The following is a 4476-nucleotide window of genomic DNA, read 5'->3' as shown; positions in this document are numbered from 1 at the left end:
GCAAACCCTGTCGCCCGGTCGCCCCTCGCGGCCGGGCGACGGCTTTGTCTGAACCATGAACGTGGTCGTAAGCAACGCGTCCTGCGAACCACCGCCGGCGACGAATCACGACGCGGCAAGAATCAGTGTGTAACATCGTTACACATGGGTAGTCGAGTTCAGGTGATTCTCTCCGACGAGGAGCGGGAGGCTTTTCGCCAGCAGGCCACGGCGGAACACACGTCGCTGAGCAATTGGCTGCGCCAGGCAGGTCTCCAGCGACTCGAAACCCGGCGGCAGCGCCCGATCCGCACCATCGGGGAACTCCGCGAGTTCTTCTCCTCGCTGCCAGACGAAAGCGGGCCGGAACCTGACTGGGACCGCCACCTGCGGGTGATACGAGAGTCCCGCGGAAGTGGCGCCTCGACGACATGATCTTCGTCGATACCAACGTCTTCATGTATGCAGTCGGCCGTGACCACCCGCTGCGGACGCCCGCCCGCGATTTCTTCGAACAAAGCGTGGAACACAAAGACCGACTCGTCACATCGGCTGAGGTGATGCAGGAACTGCTCCACGCATACGTACCGGTAGGCCGGGTTGCCGCCCTGGACGCAGCGCTGACATTGGCGCGATCGCTGACTGAAAGTTGGCCTGTTGAGCCTGCTGACGTCTTTCACGCTAGAAGCTTGCACGGCCGCCACCCCGGCCTCGGTGCGCGCGATCTGCTTCACCTGGCCTGCTGCCAGCGCCGCGGCGTCACCCGAATCAAGACGTTCGATCAGACGCTGAGAAGCGCGTTCAGCCCCTAAGCCAAATAGTCTGGCGGCATCGAGTCGAAGAAGAACTTGGTCATCCGCACCGCGTACTCCGAACTGCCTCCCCCGACGATTAACGACGCGAAGGCCAGATCGCCGCGGTAACCCGCGAACCAGGCATGCGAACCACCGGGAAATTCGGCCTCACCGGTCTTTGCGTACAACTCGCCACAGCCGGCGATCTCCTTGCCGGTGCCGTTGGTCACGACCAGTCGCATCATCGGCCGGAGCCCTTCGATCATCTTCTCGGTGATCGGCGAGCTGTCGCCGGTGACAGTCGTGGGCCGCCCCTCGATCAGCCTGGGTACCGGCGTCTTTCCGGCGGCCACCGTCGCCGCGACCATCGCCATGCCGAACGGCGACGCCAGCACCTTGCCCTGGCCGAAACCGTCTTCGGTGCGCTCGGCCAAGTCGACTGTCGGGGGCACCGATCCGGTGACCGTGGTGATGCCGTCGATCTGATAATCCAGCCCCATGCCGTATTGGTTGGCGGCCTGGGTCAAACCGCGCGGCGGCATCTGGCTGGCCAATTCGGCGAAGGTGGTGTTGCACGAACTGGCGAATGCGCGCGACATCGGGACCACACCCAGATCGAATCCGCCGTAGTTGGGAACGACGCGCTGCCCGATATCCAGGTGCCCGGGGCAGCCTAAAAGCGTGTTGGGACTTGCCATGTCACGCTCGAGCGCCGCGCCCGCGGTGACCATCTTGAACGTCGATCCGGGCGGGTAGAGGCCAGTGGTGGCGAGCGGACCGATCGCGTCGGCCGCGGCATTCTGGGCGACCGCGAGGATTTCCCCCGTCGAGGGCTTGATCACCACGATCATCGCCTGCCGACCCTGGTTGTCCACCGCGTGCTGGGCGGCGTTCTGCACGACCCGGTCCAGGCTGATCGACACCGACGGCGCCGGCGCCGGCGGAACCTCGTGCAGCACAGCCAAATCGACATTGTTCTGGTTGATGCTGACCACCCGCCAGCCGGCCTGGCCGTCGAGTTGCTCGATCACCGACTTCTTCACCTGGTTGATCAGCGCGGGGGCGAAGTGGTAGTCGGTCGGTAGCAACTCGGCTTGCGGCGTGATCACCACTCCCGGCAGGGTCCCGATGGCCGTAGCGATGCGGTTGTTGTCGTCGGTGCGCAGCGTGATCAGATCGACCGGCTTGCCGGTGCCGCTGGCCTGCTCGGCCAGGCGCTGAGGATCGTTGATCGTGTCGTCGAGGGGGTGCAGCGCGTCGACCACCGAGCGGGCGGAGCTGATCAGGAAAGCGCCGGCTTTGGACGCATCCAGCGTGTAGTGGTAGAGGTAGCCGGGCGCCAGCACGTCGGTGCCGCCGACTTCGTTGACCGAGGCGCGCTTGGGCGGGTCGGACCGCAACGCCAGCGTCTGATGCTCACCGAGGCGCGGGTGTAAGTCGGTGCTGTTCCAGCGGACCTGCCAATGACCTTCGTAGCGGGCCATTTTCAGCTTTCCGTCATACGTCCACATCCGGTCCTTGGGCAGATGCCAGGTGTAGCTGTAGCTGACCGAGCCGGTGTCCTCGGTGTACTTCGAACCGGTGATCTGAGCGTCCAGACGGCTGGCCTGCAGCCCCGACCACGCCGCATTGAGCGCTTCGCGCGCGTCGCTGGGATCGTCACTGAGATCCGCGGCCGCCCCGGTGTCGCCGTTGGCCAACGCGGCGAAGAATTTCTGCGCCGCAGGCGTGGGTCCTTCTTGTTTCGGGGTGCAGGCCGAAACCGCGGTCGTCGAGATCAACACCACCACGGCGGCTGTGGCGGCTGATGCCATTGTGATTCTTGTTGCCATTGTGGCTGATGTTAGAACCAGGATCGCCCAACCGGTGGCGACACACCGAGACGGAATCGTTACGCGCGCGGCCACCGGAACATTTGGCGCCGAGATCGACGCCAGCGCGTCAATGTCCGAGTGGAGATCACGCCTACGTCGGTCTCGACGCGCGTCAGTCCAGCAGGACGGTGGCGAAGGTACCCACTTCGGCGAAACCGATGCGGTCGTAGGTCGCCCGGGCGACGGTGTTGAAGTCGTTGACGTACAGGCTGGCGACCCGACCGGTGCCCACGACCACTGCGGCCAGCGTCGCAGTGCCCGCAGTGCCCAGCCCCCGGCCCCGCCACTCCGGATGCACCCAGACGCCCTGGATCTGGCTGACCGTCGGCGACTGCGATCCGACCTCGGCCTTGAAGATCACCTCGCCGTTGTCGAAGCGGGCCCACGCCCGTCCGGCCGCGATCAGGCCGGCGACCCGGTTGCGATAACCACGCCCACCGTCGCCGAGCCGCGGGTCGACCCCTACCTCGCCGATGAACATGTCGATGGCCGCTACCAAGTAGGTGTCGAGCTCGTCCGGCTTGACCTGCCGCACACCAGGATCGATCGCGCAGGTCGGCATCGTGGTCAGCGCCATCAACGGCTGATGCTCGCGCACATCGCGGGCCGGCCCCCACACCCGCTCCAGGCGCTGCCACATCGGCATCACCAACTCCGCGCGGCCGACCAGCGACGAACACCGCCGCGGCGCGGTCAGCGCCGCATCGGCGAACGCGTGAAGATCCTCGCGGCGCCCACGCAACGGGATCAGGTTGCCACCCGCGTAACACAGCGACTCGTCGGGCCCGCGGCGCGTCCACAACTCGCCACCGATCGAGTTGGGATCCATGCCATAGTCGGCGACTCGCGCGGCAACCATGCACGAGCCCACCGGGTCGTCGTCGAATACCCGGCGCACCGAGGCGCCGTCACGCACAATCGACACCCGTCGCTCGCTGATCATGCGGCGGATGGGCGGAGCCGACATACTGACTCTTTCTGCGACGAATTACTCGGCCGGATCAGGCCAACGTCAGCTTACGGTCACAACTGGCGAACCGCTCGACGTTGACCCGTCAGCGCCGGTCTCGTTGGCCAATCGCATTGCCTCTTCGATCAATGTCTCGACGATCTGCGCCTCGGGCACGGTCTTGATCACCTCACCCCGGACGAAGATCTGGCCCTTGCCGTTGCCCGAGGCGACGCCGAGGTCGGCCTCGCGGGCCTCCCCCGGCCCGTTGACCACACAGCCCATCACGGCCACCCGCAGCGGCACATCGAGTCCGTCGAGGCCGGCGGTGACTTCGTTGGCCAGCTTGTAGACGTCGACCTGAGCGCGACCGCACGACGGACAGGACACGATCTCCAGCCCGCGCGGCCGCAGGTTGAGCGACTCGAGAATCTGGGTACCAACCTTGACTTCCTCGACCGGCGGCGCCGACAGCGACACCCGGATGGTGTCCCCGATGCCCCGCGACAGCAGGGCGCCGAAGGCGACCGCGGACTTGATGGTGCCCTGGAAGGCCGGGCCGGCCTCGGTGACACCGAGGTGCAGCGGGTAGTCGCACTTTTCCGCGAGCAACTCGTAGGCCGCGACCATCACCACCGGGTCGTTGTGCTTGACGCTGATCTTGATGTTTCCGAAGCCGTGCTCCTCGAACAGCGAGGCCTCCCACAACGCGGATTCGACCAGCGCTTCGGGGGTCGCCTTGCCGTACTTCTCCATGAAACGCTTGTCCAGCGACCCGGCGTTGACCCCGATGCGGATTGGAATACCCTCCGCGCCGGCAGCTTTCGCCACCTCCCCGACACGGCCGTCGAATTCCTGGATGTTGACCGGGTTCACCCGC

Annotated in this window: 5 protein-coding genes; 2 read left to right on the top strand and 3 right to left on the bottom strand. The window is 65.8% G+C overall.

Annotated features, from left to right (window positions below; all coding sequences use genetic code 11):
- The first annotated feature begins 144 nt into the window (after window positions 1-144).
- Window positions 145-414 (top strand): plasmid mobilization protein, encoded by a 270-nt coding sequence (locus tag AC2VOU_RS17555; RefSeq protein WP_486958520.1) that lies wholly within the window; start codon window positions 145-147, stop codon window positions 412-414.
- Window positions 411-791, top strand: a complete 381-nt coding sequence (locus AC2VOU_RS17550) for a type II toxin-antitoxin system VapC family toxin (protein ID WP_486958519.1) — start codon at window positions 411-413, stop codon at window positions 789-791. The genes AC2VOU_RS17555 and AC2VOU_RS17550 overlap by 4 nt, the downstream gene beginning before the upstream one ends.
- On the opposite strand, the gene AC2VOU_RS17545 is transcribed toward AC2VOU_RS17550, so the two are convergent.
- The 3 genes from AC2VOU_RS17545 to ispG all read right to left on the bottom strand — a co-directional run.
- Window positions 788-2605 carry a penicillin-binding transpeptidase domain-containing protein gene (locus tag AC2VOU_RS17545; protein WP_486958518.1) on the bottom strand — a complete coding sequence of 606 codons (1818 nt, stop codon included), beginning with the start codon at window positions 2603-2605 and terminating at the stop codon, window positions 788-790. The two genes, AC2VOU_RS17550 and AC2VOU_RS17545, sit on opposite strands and share 4 nt — an antisense overlap.
- Before the next feature lie 154 nt (window positions 2606-2759).
- On the bottom strand, window positions 2760-3614 hold the full coding sequence (locus tag AC2VOU_RS17540) for a GNAT family N-acetyltransferase (RefSeq protein WP_486958517.1): 855 nt from the start codon (window positions 3612-3614) through the stop codon (window positions 2760-2762).
- A 45-nt stretch (window positions 3615-3659) separates the two neighbouring features.
- A partial coding sequence (gene ispG / locus AC2VOU_RS17535) for a flavodoxin-dependent (E)-4-hydroxy-3-methylbut-2-enyl-diphosphate synthase (RefSeq protein WP_486958516.1) occupies window positions 3660-4476 on the bottom strand: 817 nt, incomplete at its 5' end.

Source organism: Mycobacterium sp. TH-M25 (genome assembly GCF_057473665.1).
This window is presented reverse-complemented; position numbering and strand designations above follow the sequence as displayed.